The sequence below is a fragment of the Bradyrhizobium sp. B120 genome (genome assembly GCF_049075665.1).
GTDB lineage: Bacteria > Pseudomonadota > Alphaproteobacteria > Rhizobiales > Xanthobacteraceae > Bradyrhizobium.
The window spans coordinates 5,546,761-5,570,588 of sequence record NZ_CP185242.1; the positions used below are offsets into that span (position 1 = coordinate 5,546,761).

23 protein-coding genes are annotated in these 23,828 nt (G+C 65.1%); 9 read left to right on the top strand and 14 right to left on the bottom strand.

Translation table 11 applies throughout. The features are described 5' to 3' along the window. The first annotated feature begins 198 nt into the window (after nt 1-198). On the top strand, nt 199-900 hold the full coding sequence (rpe, locus tag ACOIX3_RS25745) for a ribulose-phosphate 3-epimerase (RefSeq protein WP_212309949.1): 702 nt from the start codon (nt 199-201) through the stop codon (nt 898-900). Between the two features lie 11 nt (nt 901-911). Here rpe and ACOIX3_RS25750 read toward each other — a convergent pair whose 3' ends face one another. From ACOIX3_RS25750 to ACOIX3_RS25780, 7 genes are all read right to left on the bottom strand, one after another. Beyond that, complete coding sequence (locus ACOIX3_RS25750; protein WP_420964828.1) at nt 912-2,372, bottom strand: serine/threonine protein kinase; 1,461 nt, start codon at nt 2,370-2,372, stop codon at nt 912-914. Between the two features lie 5 nt (nt 2,373-2,377). After that, nucleotides 2,378-3,118, bottom strand: a complete 741-nt coding sequence (locus ACOIX3_RS25755; RefSeq protein ID WP_420964829.1) for a metallophosphoesterase family protein — start codon at nt 3,116-3,118, stop codon at nt 2,378-2,380. Between the two features lie 107 nt (nt 3,119-3,225). Next, a complete protein-coding gene (locus ACOIX3_RS25760; RefSeq protein ID WP_223976189.1) occupies nt 3,226-3,819 on the bottom strand; it encodes a TetR family transcriptional regulator in 594 nt (197 codons plus the stop codon). Beyond that, nucleotides 3,816-3,950, bottom strand: coding sequence for a hypothetical protein (locus tag ACOIX3_RS25765; RefSeq protein ID WP_256375171.1), 135 nt, complete (start codon nt 3,948-3,950; stop codon nt 3,816-3,818). The genes ACOIX3_RS25760 and ACOIX3_RS25765 overlap by 4 nt, the downstream gene beginning before the upstream one ends. A 621-nt stretch (nt 3,951-4,571) precedes the next feature. Continuing rightward, on the bottom strand, nt 4,572-5,180 hold the full coding sequence (locus tag ACOIX3_RS25770) for a hypothetical protein (protein WP_420964830.1): 609 nt from the start codon (nt 5,178-5,180) through the stop codon (nt 4,572-4,574). Beyond that, a complete protein-coding gene (locus ACOIX3_RS25775; RefSeq protein WP_420964831.1) occupies nt 5,173-5,862 on the bottom strand; it encodes a hypothetical protein in 690 nt (229 codons plus the stop codon). Before ACOIX3_RS25775 ends, ACOIX3_RS25770 begins: the two co-directional genes overlap by 8 nt. Beyond that, a complete protein-coding gene (locus ACOIX3_RS25780; protein ID WP_420964832.1) occupies nt 5,859-6,623 on the bottom strand; it encodes a MotA/TolQ/ExbB proton channel family protein in 765 nt (254 codons plus the stop codon). Before ACOIX3_RS25780 ends, ACOIX3_RS25775 begins: the two co-directional genes overlap by 4 nt. A 221-nt stretch (nt 6,624-6,844) precedes the next feature. Here ACOIX3_RS25780 and ACOIX3_RS25785 point away from each other — a divergent pair, with 221 nt between their 5' ends. From ACOIX3_RS25785 to ACOIX3_RS25800, 4 genes are all read left to right on the top strand, one after another. Beyond that, nucleotides 6,845-8,215, top strand: coding sequence for a sensor histidine kinase (locus ACOIX3_RS25785; RefSeq protein ID WP_420964833.1), 1,371 nt, complete (start codon nt 6,845-6,847; stop codon nt 8,213-8,215). A gap of 1 nt (nt 8,216) precedes the next feature. Then, nucleotides 8,217-8,885: a response regulator gene (locus ACOIX3_RS25790; RefSeq protein WP_420964834.1), complete on the top strand. Its 669-nt coding sequence runs from the start codon at nt 8,217-8,219 to the stop codon at nt 8,883-8,885. Between the two features lie 168 nt (nt 8,886-9,053). Then, a complete protein-coding gene (purB, locus tag ACOIX3_RS25795) occupies nt 9,054-10,361 on the top strand; it encodes an adenylosuccinate lyase (RefSeq protein WP_420964835.1) in 1,308 nt (435 codons plus the stop codon). Between the two features lie 239 nt (nt 10,362-10,600). Next, nucleotides 10,601-11,773, top strand: coding sequence for a M20 aminoacylase family protein (locus ACOIX3_RS25800; protein ID WP_420964836.1), 1,173 nt, complete (start codon nt 10,601-10,603; stop codon nt 11,771-11,773). 67 nt (nt 11,774-11,840) lie between these two features. Here the strand turns inward: ACOIX3_RS25800 and ACOIX3_RS25805 are convergent, their stop codons facing one another. Together ACOIX3_RS25805 and ACOIX3_RS25810 are read right to left on the bottom strand one after the other, a co-directional pair. After that, nucleotides 11,841-12,866 (bottom strand): agmatine deiminase family protein, encoded by a 1,026-nt coding sequence (locus ACOIX3_RS25805; RefSeq protein ID WP_420964837.1) that lies wholly within the window; start codon nt 12,864-12,866, stop codon nt 11,841-11,843. Between the two features lie 93 nt (nt 12,867-12,959). Beyond that, complete coding sequence (locus tag ACOIX3_RS25810; RefSeq protein WP_420964838.1) at nt 12,960-13,559, bottom strand: cytochrome b; 600 nt, start codon at nt 13,557-13,559, stop codon at nt 12,960-12,962. Nucleotides 13,560-13,732: 173 nt separating this feature from the next. Between ACOIX3_RS25810 and murI the strand changes: the two genes are divergently transcribed. Next, nucleotides 13,733-14,530, top strand: a complete 798-nt coding sequence (murI, locus tag ACOIX3_RS25815; protein ID WP_420964839.1) for a glutamate racemase — start codon at nt 13,733-13,735, stop codon at nt 14,528-14,530. A 60-nt stretch (nt 14,531-14,590) separates the two neighbouring features. After that, nucleotides 14,591-15,367 carry an HpcH/HpaI aldolase family protein gene (locus ACOIX3_RS25820; protein WP_420964840.1) on the top strand — a complete coding sequence of 259 codons (777 nt, stop codon included), beginning with the start codon at nt 14,591-14,593 and terminating at the stop codon, nt 15,365-15,367. Between the two features lie 61 nt (nt 15,368-15,428). On the opposite strand, the gene ACOIX3_RS25825 is transcribed toward ACOIX3_RS25820, so the two are convergent. The 5 genes from ACOIX3_RS25825 to ACOIX3_RS25845 all read right to left on the bottom strand — a co-directional run bounded on the left by ACOIX3_RS25825 (nt 15,429) and on the right by ACOIX3_RS25845 (nt 22,436). After that, nucleotides 15,429-16,454, bottom strand: coding sequence for an ABC transporter substrate-binding protein (locus ACOIX3_RS25825; RefSeq protein ID WP_420964841.1), 1,026 nt, complete (start codon nt 16,452-16,454; stop codon nt 15,429-15,431). A gap of 1 nt (nt 16,455) precedes the next feature. Further along, nucleotides 16,456-18,558, bottom strand: coding sequence for an adenylate/guanylate cyclase domain-containing protein (locus ACOIX3_RS25830; protein WP_420964842.1), 2,103 nt, complete (start codon nt 18,556-18,558; stop codon nt 16,456-16,458). 21 nt (nt 18,559-18,579) lie between these two features. Next, nucleotides 18,580-19,590: a SphA family protein gene (locus ACOIX3_RS25835; protein WP_420964843.1), complete on the bottom strand. Its 1,011-nt coding sequence runs from the start codon at nt 19,588-19,590 to the stop codon at nt 18,580-18,582. A 104-nt stretch (nt 19,591-19,694) separates the two neighbouring features. After that, entirely contained in the window at nt 19,695-21,407 is a 1,713-nt protein-coding gene (locus ACOIX3_RS25840) for an arylsulfatase (RefSeq protein ID WP_420964844.1), read from the bottom strand. A gap of 27 nt (nt 21,408-21,434) precedes the next feature. Beyond that, a complete protein-coding gene (locus tag ACOIX3_RS25845; RefSeq protein ID WP_420964845.1) occupies nt 21,435-22,436 on the bottom strand; it encodes a formylglycine-generating enzyme family protein in 1,002 nt (333 codons plus the stop codon). A gap of 151 nt (nt 22,437-22,587) precedes the next feature. On the opposite strand from ACOIX3_RS25845, the gene ACOIX3_RS25850 reads away from it, so the two are divergent. Together ACOIX3_RS25850 and ACOIX3_RS25855 are read left to right on the top strand one after the other, a co-directional pair. Further along, nucleotides 22,588-22,782: a hypothetical protein gene (locus ACOIX3_RS25850; protein ID WP_420964846.1), complete on the top strand. Its 195-nt coding sequence runs from the start codon at nt 22,588-22,590 to the stop codon at nt 22,780-22,782. Nucleotides 22,783-23,349: 567 nt separating this feature from the next. Further along, on the top strand, nt 23,350-23,739 hold the full coding sequence (locus ACOIX3_RS25855) for a cupin domain-containing protein (protein ID WP_420964847.1): 390 nt from the start codon (nt 23,350-23,352) through the stop codon (nt 23,737-23,739). Nucleotides 23,740-23,828: the final 89 nt, after the last annotated feature.

Here is a 23,828-nt window from a genome sequence, read left to right on the forward strand (position 1 = left end):
AGCAAGCGGCGTGCCATGGCAAAAACCCAATAAAACCAGGCCTTGGCGCATCGATGCGGGTTCCGCGCACCCGGCAAGAGCTGCCGTCGGCGGCAGAATTTTCCGGCTCCGAGGCGCGGTCCGCTCGCATTGCCCGCCACGCGTCCGCGTGTTAGGCGGGATCACCCGTCGCCCCCTGAAGCCTTTCGGAACTGCGCTATGACTCAGTCATTCACCCCGCGTCCCCTCGTCATCGCTCCGTCGATCCTGGCGTCGGATTTCTCAAAGCTCGGCGAGGAGGTCCGCGCCGTCGACCAGGCCGGCGCCGACTGGATCCATCTCGACGTGATGGACGGACACTTTGTTCCCAACATCTCGTATGGCCCCGACGTCATCAAGGCGATGCGGCCGCACACCAAGAAGATCTTCGACGCCCATCTCATGATCTCGCCCTGCGATCCCTATCTCGAGGCGTTCGCCAAAGCGGGCTGCGACCACATCACGGTGCATGCCGAGGCCGGCCCGCATTTGCATCGCTCGCTGCAGGCGATCCGCGCGCTCGGCAAGAAAGCCGGCGTCTCGCTCAATCCGGCAACGCCCGTGAGCGCGATCGAATATGTGCTCGACCTGATCGACCTGGTGCTGGTGATGTCGGTCAATCCCGGCTTCGGCGGCCAGGCCTTCATCCGCTCGGCGATCGGCAAGATCTCCGACGTCAGGGCGATGACAGCGGGCCGCCCGATCGACATCGAGGTCGATGGCGGGGTTGCGCCCGATGTTGCGGGCCAGCTCGCCGCCGCCGGCGCCAATGCCTTCGTCGCGGGCTCTGCCGTCTTCAAGGGCGGCACCGTCGAGGCCTACAAGACCAACATCGCCGCGATCCGCCATGCGGCGGCCGAGGCGCGCGGCGAAGCGATCTAGCCGACTAAGGATTAGAACAACGCGGGCGGCGTCGCAGCGGCATCCGCCGTGTCGTCGCCCGCCTCCGTCGCCGGCACCAGCCGCGACGGCCGCACCACAGTCACCGTGCACGGCGCTTCGCCTGCGACCTTGGCCGAGACGCTGCCGAGCAGCGCACGCCGCACCGAGTTCTGCCGCGCGCCGATGATGATGTGGTCGACCAGATTGACCGCGGCGAATTCCAGGATGGCGGCGGCGGGATCGATCGCCTCGAGCACATGCACGGTCAGCCGCCCCTCCTCGAGCCTGAACGGCCGCGCCCAATGCTGGAGCGCCACCAGGCGGTCGACATGCTTGTTCTGACCCTGCTCGTCATGGGTGCGGTCGATCGCGAGGCGATTGAGCTTCAGCACATTGACGCAAGCGAGCCGCGCCGACGGCGACGTCGACAGCACCTGCTCGGCGGTGACGCGGATGGTCTCGTTCAGCGTCTCGGTCCCCTCGCCGAGATCGAGCGCAACGGCAACGATCGGGCTCGATGCGAGCTGCGCCGCGACATCAGACCTCGGCTGCGGTGGCGCCGCGCCGAGATTGAAGCGGCGGCGCCACACCGTGCCGAGCGGATCGCGATTGAGCCGTTGCGCCCGCGCCGTCAGCTTCACCTGCTCGGGATGGCCGAGATCGAAGGCGAGCTGCGCCGCAGTCGGATAGCGCGCCACTGGGTCGATCTCCAGACAGCGCAGCACGATCTCCTGCAACCAAAGCGGATAGTCGGGCTTCAGCTTGCGCGGCGGAATGGGATCGCGCCACAGCCGCCGGCGCATGCCGCGCAGGGTTTCGGTCTCGCCGAACGGACGGACCCCCGTGGTGAAGAAATACAGCAGCACGCCGAGAGAAAACAGATCGCTGCGCGGATCGTCGCGCACGCCGAGCAGGCGCTCCGGCGCCATATAGGGCGCGGTGCCGTAAGGCAGCCGGAACTCCTCCTGCAGCAAATCGGGCAGATGCTGGTGATGCGAGAGGCCGAAATCGATCAGCACCGCTTCGCCGCGCTCGCGGAACATGATGCTGCTCGGCTTGATGTCGTGATGGATGACGTTCTGCCGGTGCAGGCTTGCGAGCGCGGTCGCGACCTTGCCGCCGATCACCCTCACCTCCTCATACGGCAGCGGCAGGGCGTCGATCCGCTTGTAGAGCGTCTGGCCGGGGATGCGCTCCATCACCAGATAGGCCTGGCGCTCGAAATCGCCGGTGCCGAAACAGGCCGGCACGTGGGGCCCCGACAGTCGCGGCAGGATCATCTGCTCCATCTCGAAGCTGACGATGGCGGCCGGATCCTCGCCCTCCGAGGTGAGCGGCACCTTCATCAAAAGCGGCACGGTGATGCCCGGATGGGTGACGGTCCACAGCGTCGCCATGCCGCCGCGGTGCACGCGCTCACCGATGGTGAAGCCATCGATCTCGGCGCCCGGCTGCATCGTCAGCGCCGCCATCGGCATTACCTGCCAATCGAAAGACGATCGGCGAGCCAGAGCGGCAGGCCGTTGGCCTTGATCCGCGCGGCGGCAGTCGCGACGTCATAGGGCACGCGGTGATAGGTGATCTCGCGGCTTGCGGTCTCGAACATCGCAAACGAAGCCGCGGGATCGCCGTCGCGCGGCTGGCCGACCGAGCCGAGCACGGCGAGCCAGCGCCGCCCCGTCAACAATTGCACCGCGACGCCCGCGGTCGGAACGAAGCTCGTCATCTTCGCGGTCGAGGACATCGAGTAGAGGCCCGGACGATGGATATGGCCGCAGAAGGTGATCTGCAATTCGGTTGCCATCATGCTGCGCGCGGCATCAGCGGTGTCACGGACGTAGCGCCACTTCACGGGGTCGGATGCCTCGGAATGCACGTAGAGCCGGTTGTCCTCTTCCCGTGACATCGGAAGCTCGGCGAGGAACTGCTTCTGCTCGCCACTGAGCCGGCCGCGAGTCCAGTCGATCGCGGCCTGCGCGTCGGCATTCATGCTGTCGCTCGGCACGCCGATCGCATTGTCATGGTTGCCGCGCACCGCGATCGCGCCCTTCGCGACGAGGTCCATCACCGTGTCGACGGCCCATTCCGGATCGGCGCCATAGCCGACGATATCGCCGAGGCAGATCAGCCGCTCGGCGCCGCGCGCACGCGCGGCATCCAGGCAGGCCGCGAAGGCCTGCCGGTTGGCATGAATATCGGCAAAGAGTGCAAGCCGCATCGTGGTCCGTACCGCTGATCCGTGCCCGATATCAAGCACACGCGGCCCCGGGCTCGCAATCGGGCCAAAGGCATCAGATGGTCAGAGGATGTTGGAAGAAAGGTCGGTTAGTGCTTGCACACCTGCACGCCCCGCAGCAGCAGGGCGATCAGGGCGTCGATCCGCGACGGGCATTCGGGCTTGGCCCATTCCTCGGCATGCGCCGGGTGATGGTAGCGGACGGTTGCGTCGAACACGGCCCGCGCGGTCGTCTTCACATTGTCGACCTCGAACACGCCCTGCGCGACACCATCTGACAGGATCTTCGCGATCAGATCGACCTGCTTGTCCTTGTAGGCTTCCACCACCTCACGCGCGCCCTGGGCGAGCGCGAGATAGGTCGCGAACATCTCGGGATCGTCGCACACCTTCTTCTGCTTGATCGTAAAGGCGGTGCGCAGCCATTTCTCCAGCCGCTCCGGCGCAGGGCCATCGCCGGCTGCGAGCTTGCACAGCGGCTCGTTGGCGCGGTCGAGCCAGCGTTTGGCGACCGCGTCACGGAGCGAAGCTTTGCTCGGGAAATGGCGGTACACGCTGCCGTGGCTGACATCCAGCGCGCGGGCAACGTCGACAACGGTGGCCTTGGCGAGCCCGAAGCGCCTCAAGACATCCTCGGTTGCTTCGAGGATCCGCTCGGGTGTCAAAACCACCGCCTCGTTCATGCGTTTACCGTCTGGTTATCGCTGTCCTGCCCGCGGCTGAACTTGGCGGCCTGGGCTGCCAAATGGCGGGCGACGCGAAGGTTGAGCCACTGTTGAATCTGGGCGGTCAATTGAAAGATTTCTATCGTCATGGAGGTAGTCCTTCGAGGTAGTCAAATTAAGTACGGCTCCCCCGGCCAAACGCCGGAACAGCCACTGGGCGCCCTCCTCCCTTGGGCTGTTGAATATATACACCATCCCGCTGACAGATTTCAATATCTGTCAGACAAACTTTGCGAGATGACAGCTATGCGATCCGGACGGGCCCGCCGGGCCGTGCGGCCGGCCGTATGGCGCGCTACACCGTTCCGTGAGCAGCGGCGCGATCTGCCGGCCCGGTGCCTATGTCTCGCTACGGCACCCCCGGGAGAGCCCCGTATGGATCGTCCAATGACCTTCAAGGAGATCGCCAAGATCACCGCGGGCGCGGTGGTCTCGCTCGTCATCGTCGGGTGGCTGATGGTTCTCGCGATCGCATTCCTGACGGTGCTCTGAGGCCGCCTCACAGCACGGAACCGGACTCCGGAATCGAAAGGGGCCGCTTCACGCAGCGGCCCCTTTGCCGGGAAAATGGCTTGGGGATGAAATCTAGCCCCGGTTATCCACAGACTACACGGTTCAGGGAATTGAGGAATTCCGGTTGACTACTGTCCACCCCGCTGACCGATTATTGGCGATCCCTATTTTTATGCCATTCGCCGGGTGCTCGCCCCCTATTGCTGCGCGTCCTTGGGCGGCATCCGGGGCGGTGGCAGCGGCGTGAAGACCGATCCTTGCGCGCCGGCCGGCGGAGGCACGAAGGTCCCGGTCGTGGAGTCGCCGCCGGTGGTTTCCAGAATCGTCTTCGGGGTGATGTACTCCCTGACGAAATCCATGATGGTCCCGTCGCCGCCGCCGAAATCGGCTGCCCGTCCGCCCTGCGGATGCCCGGCCTTGATCTCGTTGTCGGCGGTGTGGGTCTGCTCGGCCAACGCGTCGCTGTAGGGAATCCGGAAGGCGCGCGGCACCGCGCTCGGCCGGTTGTCTTCATCGATCTCCTCAACCCAGAGATAGATCGAGCCCGGATCGCCCTCCAGCGAATGCGGCTCCACGATCCGCGTCGACAGCAGCTTGAAATTCGTCGGCAGCTTTTCCGCGGAGGCCCAGCCGAGCAGGCCGCGCATGCCGCCGAAGCTGACGAAATAGAACGCGCTGGTCACGACGATCACGACAGCCTTCAGCGACCAGTGCAGCCGCGCATAGACCAGCACGATCAGCAGCAGCGCGCCGACTGCCGCGTAGGCCACCGCAAGCGTGAGGATCACTGACTGCAAGCTAATCATTGCGGAGCACCCTCACGCCGGATTTCGGGACGCCGGTGTTCGGATCGAGGTCGGCGCCGTTGCGCCAGCTGCTGCGGAAGGTTTCCAGCAGCGATTTCGGCCGCCGGTCGACGTTGATCACCTTGCCCTCGGCATCGAGACGAAACCTGACCGCAGTCTTCTCGTCGCCGGTGTGGTCGACGGTTAGCTTGTCGTCGAAGATCACCTGCGCCGTTGGATTGAGCTTCTGCACCTTCACATTGGCCTGTACCGGCTCGCCGGTCGTCGCCTGGAAATGCGAGACGTTGACGGTGTATTCGCCGGCGACGATGCCGCGCAAGGTGACGATCTCCTCGCGGATCGGTGACGCAATCTTCTTGCCGTTGACCACGATGAAGTCGTTGGCGCCGCCGCGATCGTCGCGATCGAGTGTCAGGAAGCCGGCCTCGCGATGCCGGTACCAGGCGATGTTGCCGGCCGGGTCCTGCACGAACAGGTCGAGATCATCGGGATGGTTGTCCGGCCAGTCCATCGTGATGATGAACTCGGCCTTGGAGTCGATCTTGCCTTCCTTGGAATCCGGCGACACCGAAAGCAGCGCGAGGAAGAACAGGAAGGCGATCACCTGCAGCGCCTTGAACAGCATGACACCGAGCGGATCAAACGGCTCCTCGCGCGGATAGAGCCCGAACTCGTCCATCATGGCGACGTTCCGAGGCGACGCTCCAACGCCGGGGTGACGTGCGTCTCGGTCAGCACCACCGCGTCGGAGAACACCCGCTGGGTCGCAGAATCCAGCATGTAGTACTGGATCCGGACCAGAATCGATCCGATCAGACCGGCCAGCGTCGTGTACATCGCGACCGCCATGCCGTCGCTCATCAGGCCCATCGACGATTTCATCGCGACCTTGTCGGCGGCATCGAGGGAGGCGATCGGCGCCAGCATGATGATGAAGCCGATGATGGTGCCGAGCAGGCCGAGCTTCATCAGCGTGTCGGAGACGAAGGCGCCAAATCCGTTGGAGCCGCGCAGGCGGTCGGCCAGCGTCCGCAGCAGCAGGGTCTGGTCGATGCGGCCCTTGGCTTGCGCATCGGCCTTCTGCACCAAGCTCTTGATGTGATCGGTGACGAGGCCACCGGGCAGGCCGCGCGCATCCGATGCCAGCACCTTGGCACCATCGGGCGCGGCGAGGATCGCGCGGCAGCCGCGCGCGACCTCCCCTTCCCGCGCAATCGCCCGCGTCCGCCAGAAGCAATGGATGCAGGTGACGATGTAGAGCACGGCGATGACGCTGGATATGTAGGTGCGATCGGAATTGACCATCAGGCGGATCAGCCCGTAGCGCCACAGCAGGAAGGCGGCGAACACCGAAAGGCCGGTGAAGATCATCCAGAGCAGCAGGACGCTGCGCTCCGCCGCATCCGTGCCGGCCGATGCGGCGGCGCCGACCTTGGCATTCATGCTGCGTGAGCTCCCTGTGACGATTGTTCCATGAGGCCCCGCGACGGCCTCGCCTCCCGTTAGAGCAGAGCCTGTGGGCGCCGTCCAAAGACATCTGCCCAAGTTTCGTCGGGCAAATTTCCCGACCTGCATCGCTGGGCATGCTTGCACTTGCCGGGAACGGGGTTGCTGTTACGCTTCGCCCCTCCTTCTGGATCGTGCTCCGGCTGTGGAGTGATCGCATGCGCCTCGTGCTTCAACTGGTCGCCCGCCTGCTCGTCATCGTCGCGCTGTGCCTCGGCGCGGCCACCGTCTGGGCCACGATCGATGCCTATCGCAGCGTCGATCGCGCCACGTCGGCGTCCGCCGAACGGGTCTCGCAGGCGCTCGAAGCGCTGTATTGGCGCGAATTGCTGCTGCGCAGCAACCGGATGCGCGAGCAACTGCTGCCGGCGCCGGACTGGCGCACCATCGAAACCATGGGACTGATCGCGCCGGGGATCTGCGTGCAGTTCGAACCGGCCGGCGCCTTCGAGAAGCCGCTCTGCGGCCAGAGCAAGGGGATCGGCAAGGCGCCGCCGCGCTGGTTCGCGGCAACCGTGCAGACCGTGCTCGGCGATCATGCCACCGTCGAGCGGCCGATCAGCGCCCGCACTGCCACCGCCGGAACCGTCCACGCTATCTCCGATCCGGACGCCGCGATCGCGCTCGCCTGGCAGCACATCCTCGACAACATCCATGTCGCGCTGCTGATGGCGCTCGCCATCGCGCTGCTGGCCTCGCTCGCGATCGCGCACACGCTGGCGCCCGCCCACTCGATCGTGTCGGCGCTGCGGCGCATGGCCGAAGGCGAGTACCGCACGCCGCTGCCCCGCGTCCGCTCGATGGATCTCGCGATGATCGGACGCGCTGTCGGCGATCTCGGCGACCGCCTCGCGCAGGCCGAGGAGGAGCGCACGATGCTGACGCGGCGGCTACTCGAAATCCGCAGCGACGAACGCCGCGCGCTGGCCCGCGAGTTGCACGACGAGTTCGGCCAAAATCTCACCGCGATCCTGGCCTTCGCCACCACGATCGAGGCAAGTGCCGGCGACAAATACGCCGCCGGCACCGAAATTGCGCAGGATGCGCGGATGATCTCGCAGGCGACGCGCCGCATCATCGCCTGCCTGCGCGATACGTTGAACCGGCTGCGCCATCCGCCGGCCGAAGAGCTCGGGCTGGAGGCAAGCCTGGTCGATCTCGTCGACAGCTGTCGATCGCGCACGACGCAGCCGATGATCCAGCTCGATCTGCAGGGCGACCTCGCCGACATCAGCGGCACGGTCGCCGCGACCGCCTATCGCATCGCGCAGGAGTGCCTGACCAATGCGCTGCGTCACAGCTCAGCGCGCGAGATCGTGCTGCGGATCGAGCGGCGCACCGGAGCCGAGAACGCGCTCTTGGTGCGGGTCGAGGACGACGGCGGCGGCGATGCGGTCAAGGTCGCGCAGTCCGCGGGCTTCGGCCTCACTGGCGTCAGCGAGCGCGTGGCAGCGCTCGGCGGTTCGCTGTCGATCGCGGCCGCCCGCCGCGGCCTCTCGGTCGCCGCCACGATTCCACTCGCCGCCTGAGATGACGACCGTGTCGACGACAACTGTAAAGACTCGCGACATCTCGATCCTGCTGGTGGACGATCATCCCGTCGTCCGCCAGGGCTACCGGCGCGTGCTCGAGCATCAAGACGATTTTCGCGTCGTCGCCGAGGCCGACAACGCCGCCAATGCCTATCGCGCGTTCAAGTCGCACCAGCCCGATGTGGTGGTGATGGACATCTCTATGCCCGGCGCGAGCGGACTGGAAGCGATCCGCAACATTCGCGCGCGCGATGCCGACGCCCGGATCCTAGTGTTCAGCATGCACAGCGAGGCCGCACAGGTGAAGGCGGCGTTCGGCGCCGGTGCCTCTGGCTTCGTCACCAAGGGCAGCGAGCCGGCCGAACTGATCGCAGCGATCCGCCAGGTGGCGCGCGGCGAGCATGCGATGAGCGACGACGTCGCCCGGGTGCTCGCGCTGGAGAGCCTGGTGCCGTCCAAATCGGCGCTCGACCAGCTCGGCGAGCGGGAGATCGAGATCCTCCGGCAGTTCGCGGCAGGCCACACCAAGGAACAGATCGCTGTAAACCTCAACCTCAGCACCAAGACCGTGCAGAACTACCACTATCTGATCAAGGCCAAGACCGGCATGCGGACCGATGCCCAGCTGGTCCGCCTGGCCGTCGAATGCGGGCTGGCCAACCTCTAGCCATCTCGTAGCCCGGGTGAGCACAGCAACACCCGGGATCGGCCCGCGAGGCCCCGGATATCGCTTGCGCTCATCCGGGCTACGGCGGCCGCGCCGGCTATTTTGGCCGGTTTTCCGCACTATATTCTCCTTGTGAGCGGCCCCGCCCCGCTCGAATCGGAGCTCGCGATGATCCCCCGTTATACCCGCCCGGAAATGGCTTCGATCTGGGAGCCGCAGACGCGTTTCAAGATCTGGTTCGAGATCGAGGCGCATGCCGCCGACGCGCTGGCCGAGCTCGGCGTGATCCCCAAGGAAGCCGCTAGGACGATCTGGGCCAAGGGCAAGGACGCCACCTTCGACGTCGCGCGGATCGACGAGATCGAGCGTGAGACCAAGCACGACGTCATCGCCTTCCTGACCCATCTCGCCGAGATCGTCGGCCCCGAGGCGCGCTTCGTGCACCAGGGCATGACTTCCTCCGACGTGCTCGACACCTGCCTCAACGTCCAGCTCAAGCGCGCCGCCGACCTCTTGATCGCCGATCTCGACAGGGTGCTGGCGGCGCTGAAGATGCGCGCCTTCGAGCACAAGATGACGCCGACCATCGGCCGCTCCCACGGCATCCATGCCGAGCCGGTCACGTTCGGCCTCAAGCTCGCCTATGCCCATGCCGAGTTCGCGCGCGCTCGCGCCCGCCTGGTCGCCGCGCGCGACGAGATCTCGACCTGCGCGATCTCGGGCTCGGTCGGCACCTTTGCCCAGATCGACCCGCGGGTCGAAGAGCACGTCGCGAAGGCGATGGGCCTGCGGCCGGAGCCGGTCTCGACGCAAGTGATCCCGCGCGACCGCCACGCAATGTATTTTGCCACCCTCGGCGTGATCGCCGCTTCGGTCGAGCGGCTTGCGGTGGAAGTGCGCCATTTGCAGCGCACCGAGGTGCTGGAAGCGGAGGAGTTCTTCTCCGAGGGCCAGAAGGGCTCGTCGTCGATGCCGCACAAGCGCAATCCGGTGCTGTCGGAGAACCTCTCCGGCCTGGCGCGCATGGTGCGCGCCTATGTGACGCCGGCGCTGGAAAACGTCGTGCTGTGGCACGAGCGCGACATCTCGCACTCCTCGGCCGAGCGCATGATGGCCCCCGACGCCACCGTGACGCTCGACTTCGCGCTGGTCCGGCTCGCCGGCCTGATCGAGAAGCTGCTGGTCTATCCGCAGAACATGCAGAAGAACCTCGACCGGCTCGGCGGCCTCGTGCATTCGCAGCGCGTGTTGATCGCGTTGACCCAGAAGGGCGCCAGCCGCGAGGACGCCTACAAATTCGTGCAGCGCAACGCGATGCCGGTCTGGCGCGGCGAAGGCGACTTCCAGACGCTGCTGAAGAACGACCCCGACGTGAAGAAATACCTGACGGACGCCGAGATCGAGGAGAAGTTCGACCTCGGCTATCACCTCAAGCACGTCGACACGATCTTCCAGCGGGTGTTCGGCGAAGCGTGAACACTCCGTAGCCTGGATGGAGCGCAAGCGAAATCCGGGGATCTTGCCGCGGATGCAGACCCCGGATTGCGCTGCGCTCCATCCGGGCTACGGGCTGGATTCCACAGTTCGCAGTTGCGAATTGCGGCTCGAATCGCCCCGGAATGACGGTCGCTTTCGCGTGACAAGCCGGCGGGTTACGCTACGCTGACCCGCCCTACACGGTTCACTACAAAGCTCACAAGAAACGGACGCTCCACATGCCCATCGTCAATCGCGTTGCCGCCCTCTCGGATGAAATGGCCGCCTGGCGCCATGACTTCCACGAGAACCCCGAACTGCTCTACGAGGTCCACCGCACCGCCGGCATCGTCGCCGACAGACTGCGCGAGTTCGGCTGCGACGAGGTGGTGACGGGGATCGGGCGCACCGGCGTGGTCGGCGTGATCCGCGGCCGCAAGTCCGGTTCGGGCAAGACCATCGGGCTGCGCGCCGACATGGACGCGCTGCCGATCGCCGAGGCCTCGGGCGTCGCCTACGCCTCCAAGGTCCCCGGCAAGATGCACGCCTGCGGCCACGACGGCCACACCGCTATGCTGCTGGGCGCCGCGAAATATCTCACCGAGACCCGCAATTTCGACGGCACCGCGGTCGTGATCTTCCAGCCCGCCGAGGAAGGCGGCGCCGGCGGCAAGGCGATGGTCGACGATGGGCTGATGACCCGCTGGGGCATCCAGGAGGTCTATGGCCTGCACAACATGCCCGGCCTGCCCGAGGGCTATTTCGCGACCACGCCCGGCCCGATGCTGGCCTCGTCGGACACCTTGAAGATCGTCGTCCACGGCAAGGGAGGCCACGCCGGCGCCGCCCCGCACGAGGCGGTCGACAGCGTGCTGATCGGCGCCCAGATCATCAATGCGCTGCAATCGATCGTGTCGCGCAATGTCGATCCGCTGAAATCCGCGGTCATCTCGATCACCATGTTCGAGGCCGGCGCCGCGTTCAACGTGATCCCGGAGACCGTCACGCTGGGCGGCACCGTGCGCACGCTCGATCCCGGCGTGCGCGATCTGGTCGAGCGCCGGATCGGCGAGGTCGCCTCCAACATCGCCAAGGCCTATGGCGGATCGGCGGAGACGGACTATGGGCGCATGTATCCGGTGACGCTGAACCACGCGCGCGAGGCCGGCATCGCCGCCGAGGTCGCCCGCGATGTGGCGGGCGCCGAGCGCGTCAACGACAATCTGGTGCCGGTGATGGGCGCCGAGGATTTCGCGTTCATGCTGGAGGCGCGCCCCGGCGCGTTCGTCTTCCTCGGCATGGGCGACGGCCCGATGTGCCACCACCCGGCCTACAAGTTCAACGACAACATCCTCGGCCACGGCGCATCGTACTGGGTACGGCTGGTCGAGAAGCAGATGCCGGCGGGTTAGCACCGCTTGCGCAATCGATGAACGGCGAACGATCCGGCCGCGATCCATCGCGGCCGGATCATTTACGTCAACGCGGTTGCTGTTGCGTGGTGCAGTGAATGCCGCCACCACCGGCCGCGATGCCGTCGATGTTGAGCTGGATGATCTCCCGGTCCGCAAACAGCTCGCGCAGGATATCGCGCGCGTTGCGGTCCGCGGTCGCGTCGCCGAACTCGGGCGCGATGACGGCGCCGTTGCAGACGTAGAAATTGATGTAGCCGGCGGCGAAGTCCTTGCTGCCGTGCTTTGGACGCACCGTCGACGGGCCCTGCAACACCACGACATCCAGACGCCGGCCCTTCGCATCGACAGCGCCGCGCAGGATATCGAGCTGTCGCCTGGTCACCGCGTGATCGAACGACGACGGGTCTAGTTCCAGGCCAGCCACGACCACACCGGGACCGGCAAAGCGTGCGTAGAAGTCGGTATGGCCGTCGGTGATGTCCTTGCCGGCGATGCCGGGCAGCCAGATGATCTTTTCCAGCCCGAGCAGGCGAGACAATTCGGCCTCGCATTTGTCCTTCGACACACCCGGATTGCGATTTGGGTTGAGGACGCAGCTCTCGGTGATGATCGCCGTCCCCTCACCGTCGACTTCGATCCCGCCGCCTTCCAGTACCAGACCCGCCTTGATGAACGTCGCCTTCGCGGCACGCGCGACATGCGCGGCGACCTCGGCATCGAGCGCATGGCGTTGCTTGTTGCCCCAGCCGTTGAAGTTGAAACCGACCGCGCCAAGCTGTCCCGACGGGTCCCTCACAAACACCGGTCCGGTGTCGCGCATCCACACGTCGTCGACCGGTTGCACGACGAGGCTGACCGCTGGGCCGCAGAGCCGCGCGGCAATCTCGCGGTCCTCCTCGCGCACCAGCATGTTGACGCGTTCATAGGCCGCGATCGCCTTGGCAATGTTGGCGAGATTTTCCCGCGCCACCGGAAGCAGCCTGCCGCCCCAGATCGCCGCGCTGGCGCCGAAGGCCATCCAGGTCGCGGCATGCGGCGTGCCCTCGTCCGGCATCCGCCAGTTCACATTGTCCCGCGCAAGATCGTCCACGAGCGTCCTGGCCGCGATGGCCCTCCCGGATTGACCGCCAGACTAGCGCCGGCGCCGGTGCGATGCCATCACCTGGCAGTCAAGACTCGGCAGTCATCCGCTCGTCCTCGGCGTCGCCGCCCGCGCCGCCTCTTGGGCGCCGTCGACCTCGCCCGCCCCCATCATCCGCGCGGCGACCCGGTCGCGCTTGACGAAATGATGGAAGGCGACCGCCGCGAGGTGCAGCACGATCAGCGCGAGCAGGACGTAGGCGAAGAAGATGTGACGGTGCTCAAAGGCATCCGCCGCCGCCTTGTCCGGCGAGGTGATCTGGGGAACGTGGAACAGGCCGAAGAAGCTCGAATAGTCCTGGTCGCGGGATCCGGAATGCGCCCAGCCCAGCATCGCGACCAGGATGGTGACGGCATAGAGCGCGCCATGGCTGACGCGGGCGGCGATCCGCTGCCAGCTGGGCACGTCGGGCGGCAGCGCCGGCGTCGGGTTGACGCCGCGCCAGAGCAGCCGCAGCACGGTCAGCAGCAGCACCATGTAGCCGATATCGGCATGGATCGACCGGTAGAAGAACTTGTCCGCCCGCGCCGGGAAGTGGTTCATCCACCAGCCATAGGCCAGCATGCCGATGATGGCGATGCCCAGCACCCAGTGGAACGCACGGGCGAGCGAGCCCCAGCTTGCGGTGGTATTGCGGATCATGGTCGAATCGCCCCGTTTGGATTTCGCACGTCGCAGCAATAGCTTGCCGTGATACTTGCAGGGATAGGTCAAGACCATATGAAATTCCCGCCTTCACCGCCTTTTGTCGGCCGCAGAGGCCGGGTAGCCAAAAACAACTGAATGGTAACCCTGCCTCGGATAGACTTTTCACCGTGTCCACTCCCCCGACCATCCTCGTCTTCGATTCCGGCCTCGGCGGCCTCACCGTGCTGCGCGAGATCGTCCGCGCCCGGCCTGACGCGCACTATGTCTATGTCGCCGACGACGCTTTCTTCCCCTATGGCCACCACACCGAGGACGAGATCATCGCCCGGGTGGTGCCGCTGGTCGGCGAGCTGATCGAGGCCCATGCGCCCGACCTCGTCGTGATCGCCTGCAACACGGCATCCACCCTTGTCATGTCGCATCTGCGCGACGCCTACCGCCTGCCCTTCGTCGGCACGGTGCCGGCGATCAAGCCGGCCTGCGCCTCGTCGAAAACCAGGCGCGTCTCGGTGCTCGGCACCAGAGGCACCGTGAAGCGCGAATATACCCGCAAGCTGATCTCGGATTTCGCGCAGGGCTGCGAAGTGACCCTGGTCGGCTCCGGCGAGCTGGCTTCGCTCGCCGAGGCCGCCCTGAGCGGCCAGATCGTGCGCGACGAGGACATTGCCGCCGAGCTGGCGCCCTGCTTTGTCGGCGATGGCGCCAATGACCCTGCCCGCACCGACACCGTTGTGCTCGCCTGCACGCATTATCCGCTGCTGCTGGAACGGCTGACCAGGCTCGCGCCCTGGCCGGTCGACTGGATCGATCCGGCGCCCGCGATCGCCCGCCGCGTCGCCGATTTGCTCGGTCCTGCCGGCAAGGAGAGCGACGAGGCCGGCGCCGAGATGATCTTCACCTCAAAGCGCCCGCACAGACTGACCGAAGCGCTGACGCCCTTCTTCGGCGGCCGTGTCCCGGCCTGATCCTTTTCGCCGTCACCATGTGCTGCTAGCTTCCCCTCGCCTCATCGAGGGAGCACCGCATTGACCTCAGCACCGCTGACGCCGCTCAACCGCCTGCGCCAGGCGTGGCGCGACAAGCGCCCGACCTTCGGCGCGATCGCGACCATTCCAAGCATCCAGACCGTGCAGATCATGGCGCAGTCGCTGGACTGGATCATCGTCGATCTCGAGCACGGCCCGATCGACCTCGGCACCGCGCATGCGATGATCGTGGCGACCTCAGGCACGCCTTGCGTGCCGATGGTGCGGATCGCCGCCAACGAGCCGCACCTCGCCAAGGCGCCGATGGACATCGGCGCGCTCGGCATCAACTTCCCGATGATCTGCAATCGCGTCGACGCCGAGAAGGCCGCGCGCAGCGTACGCTATCCGCCGAAGGGCGACCGGCTCTGGGGCCCGTTCCATGCGCCGTTCCGCTGGGGCGTCTCGATGAACGACTACATGGCGACCGCCGACGACGACATGATCTGCATGATCACGATCGAGCATGTCGATGCAGTGAACAGGATCGACGAGATCATGGCGACACCAGGCATCGACCTAGCGGTGATCGGGCCCGGCGATCTCGCCACCTCGATCAACAAGCGCGGCCTTCCCGACGATCCCGAAGTGGTTGCGCTGATGCAGCGCGCCGAACAAGGCATCCTGAAGAGCGGCGTGCCGATCGGCGGCGTCGCGCGCACCGCCGAGCAGGCCAATGCGATGATCGAGCGCGGCTACCTCGCGCTTGCGCTCGGCTTCGACTGGTCGCTGTTCCAGCGCGGCATCGCCGCCGCGTTCGCCGGGATCAAGCGGTAGCGTCTTTTTTCTTGAGCATGATCTTTTCGGAAAACCGTTACACACTTTTCCGGATCATGCTCTAGATCGTCGCGAGATAAAGGCTCGGATCGAAATATTGCGTGGCCGGCGTCGCGGCCGCGAGCGGCGCCTCGGTCGTGAAGAAATCGCTGACCTGCTGCAGCCATCTCGCCACCGTGCCGTCGGCATAGAGCCGCTTCCACTCTCGCGACGAGAACATCTTCTGCGCCGCCAGCGCCTCCTCGATATCGGCGATCGACGCCTGCGGATAATGGTTCTTCTGCAGCGTACCGGCCACGGCCTTGCCGTTGCGCAGCATGTGGTCGTTGGCGTCGGCCCAGCCGCGGATGATCCGGGCGAAGACGTCGCGGTTGGCGGCGAAATAGTCCTGCCGGGCGACCCAGCCCCCAACGACGGCGGATTGCGGATAGTAGGCGGATGCGTCGACCAGCTTGACGGCGCCGGGGACCTTTTCGCGCACCGTGATATTGAACGGAACCCACAGCGCGACGGCAGACACCTCGCCTGCGATGAATGCGTCCACCGCCGTGGACATGTTGCTGTTGACGATCTCGACATCAATTGCCGCGAGGCCGTTGGCGCGCAGCGCACGATCGAGGAAGATGTGGGCCGTGGTCATCCTGGCGGTCGCAATGCGCTTGCCGCGAAGGTCGGCGAATGTCGTCACGCCCTTGTCCGGCCGCACCCAGAGCTGCGCGGTCGCGATCTCGATATCGTTGACAAGAAACGCGGTGTAACCGCCGCGCGGCAGCAGGCTCGAGATGACGCCGCCCGCCGAGAGCACGTCGAGCTTGCCGGCAGTCATCGCCTGCACCACCTCAAAACCGGTGTTGAACTCGACCAGATCGAAATCGATCCCTTCCTTGTCGAACGAGCCGCGATCGAGGCCGGTGAGAATTTGGCCGTCGACGGCGACGACATGGAGATAGCCGAGCCGCAGCCGGGCTCGCTCTCGCGCGATCGCTGGCGTCCCGAGCGCGGCTGCACTCAGCGCCGCGCCGATGCCTCCGCCGAGGATACGTCGCCGGCTGATCTTGCGGGACGGCAGGCAGGCCTCGATCGGCATCTCAGTGCACCGCATGATCGAGCAGCGTTTGCTGAACGGCATCGCGCAGCCGTTCGGCATGGTATTGCGCGACGCCGTCTCCGGGATATTCGGCCAAGAAGTCGGCAATGTGCAGCAGCGCCGTGGCGGGTTCCCCGCCGCGGATCGCAGCGTAGACGGCCTCCCAGAATGCGCAGAACGCCAGCTTGGAATCACCGCGCGCGCCGCAGAGCTCATAGACCGTGATCGCCTCGGCAAAGCCCTTCGGCCGGATCTGGTCGACGCTGCGGAACGCGAATTTGTGCTCGGCGCGCGCCCGCACGGCCGCGCTGACCAGGACTTGCGTGCCGTAGTTCTTGTTGAGCCCTTCGAGCCGCGAGGCCAGATTGATGGTGGCGCCGAGCGCGGTGTAGTTCATGCGGTCGGCGGAGCCGACATTGCCGACCACGGCGTCACCGAGATGCAGGCCGAACCGCGTGGTGTAGGCCGGCCAGCCCTCGCTGCGGAACGCCCGGTTGAGCTCGGCGTTGCGCTGCAGGCAGTCCAGCACCGCCTCGCAGGCATGAATGACGTGATCGTCGTCGTCGTCCGGCGCATTCCACAGCGCCATCACGGCATCGCCAATGAATTTGTCGATGGTGCCATGGTGCTTCATGATCGCCTCCGACATCGCGGCGAAATAGCGCGAGGTGAAGATCATCACCTGCGACGGATCCGCCTTCTCCGTCTTCGCGGTGAAGTCGGCGACGTCGGTGAACAGCACCGTGACCTCGCGCCTGACGCCGCCGAGCTGCAACGAGGCCCCGGACGCCATCAGCTGACGCACGATCGGCTGCGGAATGAAGCTGGAGAAGTTGCGCACGACGGTGCGCATCGTGAACACCGAACGGCCGAGCTCGTCGATCTCGTCGATGGCCGATTGCATGCGCGGCCGGTCGGCGAGCTGAAAGCGCTGGATCTCGTCGGTCTGCCGCACCAGTTCGCGCAGCGACCGGGCGAGCAGCGAGCCGAGCCAGAACGCGAACGGCAGCATCGCGATCACAAAGCCGAGCGCGACGGCGAACAGCGCGCGCCGCTCCGAGATGATCCTGGCAAAGAATTCATCGAGCGGGGCGATCACCGCGAGGCGGATGTTGGCAGCCCCCGCCGTCTCGATGCGGTGAAAGGCTGCGACCAGCGTCCGCCCGTCGGCGTCGGTGAAGAACTGCTGTGCGCTGCCATCGCTGCGCCAGGACGCAATCGCCGCGGACAGGCCGGGAAGCTTGAGGGCGTCGATGCGGGGCAGCGCGTCGCGGCGCTCAGCCATCAGATCGCGCATCTCGGGATGGCCGACGATGCGGTCGGCGTCGTTGAACAGGAACGCCAGCCCGGATTTGCCGAGCTTTTGCCGACTCAGCATCTCCTCGAGCCGATTGAGCAGGAGATCGGCAGCCACCACCCCGCGGCGCCCCTCCTTGAGCGGGATGCGCAGCGTGTAACCGGGCTCGCCGGTCGCATAGAACACATAGGGCCCGGTGAGCAGCGTCTTGCGATCCTTGAAGGCCTCGACATACCAGGGACGCTGCCGCGGGTCGTAGCTGTCAGGTCCTGCGACCTGCGCGACCTGGATCAGGTTTTCCGACAGGAACAGCGTCACCGGCGCTGCCGCGGCCGCCCCCGTGCGGGCGATCACGACCACGCGGTAGACGGCGTCGGCGTCGACATTCAGCGCCGCACGGAATTGCGGCTTGGCGCGATCGATGACGTCCATCTCCAGGAACGAGCCGTCTTCGTATCCGACATAGAGATTGAAGATCTGCGGATTGTTGCGCAGCATCGAGGCGAGCAGGCCGTAGAGCCGGCCGTTGTCGGCGATGTCGGCTTCCTGGATCGCCGGAAGCCCCGCCAGAATCTCGAGATTGTCGCGCACATTCTTGAACTGCGCGTCGATGCGGTCGGCGCCGAGTTGCCCGACCTTGTCGATGAAGGTGCTCGCGGCCATCTGCGTGATCGAGGAGACCCGCCTGAAGCTCAGATAGACCAGCGTCAAGCCAACGACCAGCACAGCGGCGATGAACACCGTGATGATCGAGGTGCGGAAACCGATCCGAACCGGCCGCCGGCTGGTCGCGCGCGCATCACTCATCGGGTCTGTCGTTCACCTCCTCTAATATTTCCGCACGATCGGCTTCGCCGAGGCAGGCTCCGGCGCGGCCGGCGAGATCGCGAAGGTGACCCAGGTGTTCCAGCCTTCGGGACGGTTCTCGGCCGCGAACTCCTTGTAGCCCTTGATGTTGAGATAGCCCTGCATGTCACCCACCGGGAACATGAAGCCGACCTGCGGACCGACGCCGGCGATGCGCGAGCGGAAGCCCCCAAGCGTGGCCCCCGGCCCCATGTCGTCGGAGATTTGCTGCATGACATAGCCGACGAGGCCGAGTTGGACATTCGGCGTGAAGAAGTGCGACGCACCCCAGTCGAAATGGAAGTCGACGCCGCTCTGATACTGCGTGTCGGGATTCTTGAAGTTGTAGGTGAAGCCGACGACGCCGGAGAATTCATTGCCGCTGTGCGGATTGAAGTAAGTGTAGCCGCCGCCAAAATCCATCGCGCCATGCCCGATGCCGATATTGGCGAGACGCGCGGGATCATACGCCCCGACCGGGATGTCGCCAGTCGCATAGAGCAGGATGTTGTTGACGCCCTTGTTCCACTTTAACGTGACCTGCGGAATGACGTCGCCGATATCGGTCAGCGCCTCGGAGCGCGACAGGTTGATGGTGTTGCCAAGCGGGCCGGTCAGGGACGCGGCGACCGAGGCATTGTTGCGTCCACCAAAGGCGAGCAAGCTGACCGAGCCGACGGCACCGAGGCCGGGCACCGCAAAAGTGTAGGTCGGCCCGAAAATCGCCAGGTCGCCCTGCCCGCCAATGCCGAGATCGATGCGCCCGCCGCGCGGAAAGCGTGCGCCGGCGGCGGAGGAGACCTCGGTATGGTAGTAGACCGTCGCCCACGACCAACCCGGCGTTCCCGGCACCGCGGCGAGGCTGCCGAAATTGCCCGGCAGCCAGAAACTGATGCCGCCTTCATCGGCGACCGCGGCACGCGGAGCCGCAAGCAAGGCGAACGCGCAGGCAACACCGAGTGCAGCTGACTTACGATGGTTGGTGATGCTCATGGTGCCTCCCAGATCTGCAAAACGCGATAGTCATTGCGCACCAAACCCATGTCAGCTCGCCGGCTGCGGCCGGACCGTGTCGTTCCAGCCCTTGGGCTTCACGCTTATTGGGTCACCTCGAAGCTCTTCTGCATCTTCTCGACTATTTGGTCGATGCTGAAGCTCGATGGTCGCTGGCTCGGAGGATAATCCTTGAAGGTCGCGAGGAATTCGCCCACAACCTTTGGGGCCGCGATGAATATGCCCGCTCCGTCCGACATGAGCCAGTCGTAGTAGGTGTTCGACGTGATGTCGGCGCGCTCGTAGGGGTCCGACCGCAGGTCGAAGATTTTCGGGGTGCGCAGTTTGGTGAACGGCTCGGCCCAGATTCGTAATGTGCCCTGCGCACGCTGCTCCTCGAACACGACCTTCCAATTCTCGTAGCGCAAGGCCACGACGTCGCCATCGTCGTTGAAGTAGACGAACTCCTTGCGCGCGCCGCGCTCCTGCTGGCCCAAGAGGTACGGAAGCTGGTTATAGCCGTCGAGATGAACCTTGAACGCTTTGCTACCGGCCTGATGGCCCTTGAGCAACTTGTCCTTGATATCCGGGTCGCCGGCGGCGGCCAGCAGGGTCGGCAGCCAGTCGAGCCCACTGATTGTCTCGTTCGAGATTGAGCCAGGTTGAATTCGTCCTGGCCAGCGGATCATACACGGCACGCGAAACGCGCCCTCCCAGTTGGTGGCCTTTTCGCTGCGGAACGGCGTCGTCCCGGCATCCGGCCAGGAGTTCTGATGCGGACCATTGTCCGTGGTGTAGATCACAATGGTGTCGTTGCTGATGCCGAGATCGTCAACCGCCTTGAGAACAGTTCCGATCGTCGCATCGTTCTCGATCATGCCGTCGGCGTATTCGGTCCTGGCCGTCAGTCCCGGCGGGCCACGATGGGATTCCCGCACATGGGTGCGGAAATGCATCCGGGTGGTATTGAACCAGCAGAAGAACGGCGTGTTGGCCCGGGCCTGACGTTGCATGAAATCGATGGCGGCGGCGGAGGTTTCGTCGTCGATCGTTTCCATCCGTTTCTTGGTGAGCGGGCCGGTGTCCTCGATGGTCTGCTTGCCGACCTTGCCCCAGCGCGGATGTTCGGTCGGATCGTCACGATCCGACGCCTTGCAGCGCAGCACGCCCCGCGGGCCGATCGCCTGCCGGACAGCGGGATCGGCCGGGTAAAAGCGGTTCTCCGGGTCCTCCTCGGCATTGAGGTGGTAGAGATTGCCGAAGAATTCGTCGAAGCCATGTACCGTCGGCAGATACTCGTTGCGGTCGCCGAGGTGGTTTTTGCCGAACTGACCGGTGGCGTAGCCGAGCGGCTTCAGGAGTTCGGCGATCGTCGCGTCTCTCGCCTGCAGACCCACGGTCGCGGCCGGGAGGCCCACCTTCGAGAGACCCGTGCGCAGCGTACATTGGCCGGTGATAAATGAGGAGCGCCCCGCCGTGCAGCTCTGTTCGGCATAATAGTCGGTGAACATCATGCCTTCCTTGGCGACGCGATCGATGTTCGGCGTGCGATATCCCATCAGCCCGAACGAATAGGCGCTGATGTTGGTCTGGCCGATATCATCGCCGAAGATCACGAGGATATTCGGCTTGCGCCCCGAGGGAGCCGCAGCGGCCGGACTTGCTGCCGGCGCCGGGGCGGCCTTCTGCGCCTGCGCCAACGCGTTGGAGGTCAACGTCGCCGCGGCCACCAGGGTCGATGTCCCCAGCAACAAATTGCGGCGATCGATCGCCTGGCTTTTGCCGTTCTGTTTGTTGTCGTCGGCTTCGTTGCTCATGACCAACTCCTTACATTGCGAAGGCCTTCATTTCGGCGGGTGAGAAATGGCAACAGATGACCGCACCACGCACCTGAACCCGACATGGCTGGTCGAGGTATCGACCGGCTCGGCGTGACGGGCGGCGGGGCGATAGCGGCGGCAATAGTTCGGCGCGCAGAGATGCGAGCCGCCCTTCAGCACCTTGCGCGGAATCCTGATTGCGGGCTGGCCGTCGTCGTAGCTCGCATCCTCGCGGCCGCCGCGCGGGTTCTGCGGGACGCAACAGGGTTTTGCAGCGTCGGCCTCGTGGCGGGCCGACCACCAGTCGGCGGTCCACTCCCAGACATTGCCGATCATGTCGTAGACGCCATAACCATTCGGCGGGAATGCGATCACCGGCGAGGTTCGGTCAAAACCGTCCTCGCAGAGATTCTGCAGCGGGAAGTTGCCCTGCCAGATGTTGGCCATGTGCTTGCCGCCCGGCGTCAGGGCATTGCCCCAGGCATATTCCTCGCCTTCGAGCCCGCCGCGCGCCGCGAACTCCCATTCCGCTTCCGTCGCAAGCTCCTTGCCGGCCCATTTGGCGTAGGCGAGCGCGTCGGCATAGGCGACGTGGACGACCGGATGGCTGCCGAGCACGTTGATGTTGCTGCGCGCGCCGTACGGGCGGCGCCAGTTCGCACCGCGCAGGAAGGTCCACCACTGGCTCCAATCGCGCAGCGTGTGGACCCGGCGCGGCGGCGAAAACACCAGCGAGCCGGCGTAGAGCATATGCGGCAGCGCACCCGGATATTGCGCGGGATCGGGTGGCTGCTCGGCGACGGTGATGTGACCGGTCTCCTGCACGAAGTCACGAAACTGGGCGTTGGTGACCGGCGTGCGGTCGATCCAGAAGCCATCGACCGACGCCCGGTGCGCCGGCGCTTCCTCGGGATAATGATGGTCCGAGCCCATGCGGAACGTGCCGCCGGGAATCCAGACCATGTCGTCGGTCTCGACGCGGTCGTTCGGCTCTGATTCAGCGGAGGCGATCTCTGCCCGGACCATGGCGATGCACCTCGCGCACTAGCGTGGGCAATAGTCCCGGAAGCCCTGCAATCTCGATGGGGCGAAGATACCAATGAGTGCTACGCGGAAGATCTTGCTGAAGATCGCAGCCTTGTAGATCACGGACTTGGGTTCCTGGTGATCAAACGTCGTGCTCGATAGCATTGTCGCGCCCTTCCATTTTTTGATGCTGCACTTCTTCGGCAGCGTTGATTACGTCAGGCCCTCTTCCCCTTCTCTCCTCGCCGTCATCTATGCGCGCGTCCGCACGCGCTCGCTGCTGCGGCGCGTGATCCGTCCCGCCGGACGTTGTCACGAGCTGTTTCGCTTTGAGAACAAACGATAGCGCAACGCGCCAAGCGTGTGATGTGCATTTTGTGCCAATCGCAACCCCAAGGCGTGCAGCCTTAATGAAGGATGTCGCAATTCCATCAATCCAATGTCGTCGTCAGATTTGGTTTTTCGAGAACACAAGTGAAAATCCGCTCGTTTGCAGATCCGCGCCAACGAGCTCGCGATCGAGATCAAACCAATAGAGGCACGATGTCGCAGGGCACGCGGTGCCTGACTTCATCGGCTCAGTCGATCGATCGCGCTGCCTTTGGAAGCGTGGATTCGTCGCGGCATTCACCGGGATCGAGCCTAGACGCGAAGCCACCGGCTTCGTCCAGGCAGCTGCCGGTGAGCAAGCGCCTATCAGGTCAAGAAACCGGTGTTCAAAGCCGGGCATCGGACCTGCGGTGGAACACCGCAACTGCCTGAACAGCGTGTAAGCCCCGCGTAAGGATGACCGCGTCCAATTCAATGAACAGCCGGCGGACTTATCCGAACGTCGCAAGCACAGATCACACTTCGCCGGCTTTCCGCCGCGATTCCGCGCTGCTAGAGTTTCGCGCCTTGGGGAGGAAAATGCATGTTCAGGAAGTTGCTGCTTGGTCTCACCGTGATTGCGTTTGCCGGTACCGGCGCTGCCTTTGCGCAGCAGAGCGGCATCAAGCGAACGCCGCTGCAGAAGGTCGATTTCCCGGCGGGCTACAATACGGTCACGGCGATTGCCGAGGTTCCAGCCGGGGGTGCGTCGGGTCGTCACAGCCATCCCGGCGCCGAAACCGGCTATGTGCTCGAGGGCGAGCTGGAACTTGTGATCGACGGCAAGCCGCCGTTGAAGCTGAAGGCAGGCGATTCCTACCAGATCCCGGAAGGTGCGGTGCACGATGCCAAAACTTCCGGCGACAAACCGCTCAAGGTGCTAGGGGTCTACGTGGTCAAGGCCGGCGAGCCCTTGGCCAAACCGGCGCCGTGAGCCGAACCTGTTGGCCTCCGACCCGTTGGTTCATGTTGGCTTCAGGTACGGCGAGCAACTATTCGAGCTCGCCGGGCTTTTGATTTTTG

Excerpts from the sequence above, each read along its gene's own strand:
- rpe (WP_212309949.1), top strand. The coding sequence starts at position 199 with ATGACTCAGTCATTCACCCCGCGTCCCCTCGTCATCGCTCCGTCGATC.
- ACOIX3_RS25750 (WP_420964828.1), bottom strand. The coding sequence starts at position 2,372 with ATGGCGGCGCTGACGATGCAGCCGGGCGCCGAGATCGATGGCTTCACC.
- ACOIX3_RS25755 (WP_420964829.1), bottom strand. The coding sequence starts at position 3,118 with ATGCGGCTTGCACTCTTTGCCGATATTCATGCCAACCGGCAGGCCTTC.
- ACOIX3_RS25760 (WP_223976189.1), bottom strand. The coding sequence starts at position 3,819 with ATGAACGAGGCGGTGGTTTTGACACCCGAGCGGATCCTCGAAGCAACC.
- ACOIX3_RS25765 (WP_256375171.1), bottom strand. The coding sequence starts at position 3,950 with ATGACGATAGAAATCTTTCAATTGACCGCCCAGATTCAACAGTGGCTC.
- ACOIX3_RS25770 (WP_420964830.1), bottom strand. The coding sequence starts at position 5,180 with ATGATTAGCTTGCAGTCAGTGATCCTCACGCTTGCGGTGGCCTACGCG.
- ACOIX3_RS25775 (WP_420964831.1), bottom strand. The coding sequence starts at position 5,862 with ATGATGGACGAGTTCGGGCTCTATCCGCGCGAGGAGCCGTTTGATCCG.
- ACOIX3_RS25780 (WP_420964832.1), bottom strand. The coding sequence starts at position 6,623 with ATGAATGCCAAGGTCGGCGCCGCCGCATCGGCCGGCACGGATGCGGCG.
- ACOIX3_RS25785 (WP_420964833.1), top strand. The coding sequence starts at position 6,845 with ATGCGCCTCGTGCTTCAACTGGTCGCCCGCCTGCTCGTCATCGTCGCG.
- ACOIX3_RS25790 (WP_420964834.1), top strand. The coding sequence starts at position 8,217 with ATGACGACCGTGTCGACGACAACTGTAAAGACTCGCGACATCTCGATC.
- purB (WP_420964835.1), top strand. The coding sequence starts at position 9,054 with ATGATCCCCCGTTATACCCGCCCGGAAATGGCTTCGATCTGGGAGCCG.
- ACOIX3_RS25800 (WP_420964836.1), top strand. The coding sequence starts at position 10,601 with ATGCCCATCGTCAATCGCGTTGCCGCCCTCTCGGATGAAATGGCCGCC.
- ACOIX3_RS25810 (WP_420964838.1), bottom strand. The coding sequence starts at position 13,559 with ATGATCCGCAATACCACCGCAAGCTGGGGCTCGCTCGCCCGTGCGTTC.
- ACOIX3_RS25825 (WP_420964841.1), bottom strand. The coding sequence starts at position 16,454 with ATGCCGATCGAGGCCTGCCTGCCGTCCCGCAAGATCAGCCGGCGACGT.
- ACOIX3_RS25830 (WP_420964842.1), bottom strand. The coding sequence starts at position 18,558 with ATGAGTGATGCGCGCGCGACCAGCCGGCGGCCGGTTCGGATCGGTTTC.
- ACOIX3_RS25835 (WP_420964843.1), bottom strand. The coding sequence starts at position 19,590 with ATGAGCATCACCAACCATCGTAAGTCAGCTGCACTCGGTGTTGCCTGC.
- ACOIX3_RS25840 (WP_420964844.1), bottom strand. The coding sequence starts at position 21,407 with ATGAGCAACGAAGCCGACGACAACAAACAGAACGGCAAAAGCCAGGCG.
- ACOIX3_RS25845 (WP_420964845.1), bottom strand. The coding sequence starts at position 22,436 with ATGGTCCGGGCAGAGATCGCCTCCGCTGAATCAGAGCCGAACGACCGC.
- ACOIX3_RS25855 (WP_420964847.1), top strand. The coding sequence starts at position 23,350 with ATGTTCAGGAAGTTGCTGCTTGGTCTCACCGTGATTGCGTTTGCCGGT.